1 pseudogene is annotated in these 594 nt (G+C 67.3%); it reads right to left on the bottom strand.

Annotation, left to right across the window (positions count from 1 at the left end):
- Positions 1–594 (bottom strand): annotated as a pseudogene (locus tag BN1143_RS00680) (S41 family peptidase); the annotation flags it as partial.

The raw sequence follows: 594 nt of genomic DNA, 5'->3' as shown, positions 1-594 counted from the left end.
ATCCAGATAGCGCGGCGCTGACTGCTCGCTGGGGTGGCGGGTGAGCTGGCGTACCCGCTCGCGCTGGGTGTCGACCGCGTAAAGATCCCCCTGGCTGACCAGGATCACCTCTTCTCCGTCCTGGCGGGCGATGGCCTCGTCGATGGGGCCGGGCTGCCAGCTCTGTTCGGCCGGCACCTTGGCGAACAGCGGTTGGATGGCGAGCTTGCGCGGGGTGTCGCTACCAGCATCGAGGCGGTAGAGCTCCCCCTGCCAGGACCAGACCAGATCCCCCTGGCGGGATGCACTGAGACCGCGCACCGGGTGACCCTTGAAGCGGGTGAGCTGGCGATCCTGGCCGCTGGCCAGATCCCGTTGCCAGACGTTGAAATCGCCGCTGCGCTCGCTCAGGTAGTAAAGCTGCTTGCCCTGCTCATCCCAGACCGGATCGCTGGCGGCCACCCTGTCTTCGGTCAGCTGGTGATGCTGCTTGCCGTCGAACAGCCAGAGGCGGGAGACGGCGAACGAGTGCTGATGCTTGCGAAACGGCTGGTCCATGCCCGGCATCTGGTAGGCCAGCTGGTTGCCGTGGGGGCGGGCCAGGGTGGCGGGTAG

It is taken from the genome of Aeromonas dhakensis (assembly GCF_000820305.1).
GTDB lineage: Bacteria > Pseudomonadota > Gammaproteobacteria > Enterobacterales > Aeromonadaceae > Aeromonas > Aeromonas dhakensis.
Note: the sequence above shows the minus strand (reverse complement) of the source record. Positions and strands in the feature narration are given on the sequence as shown.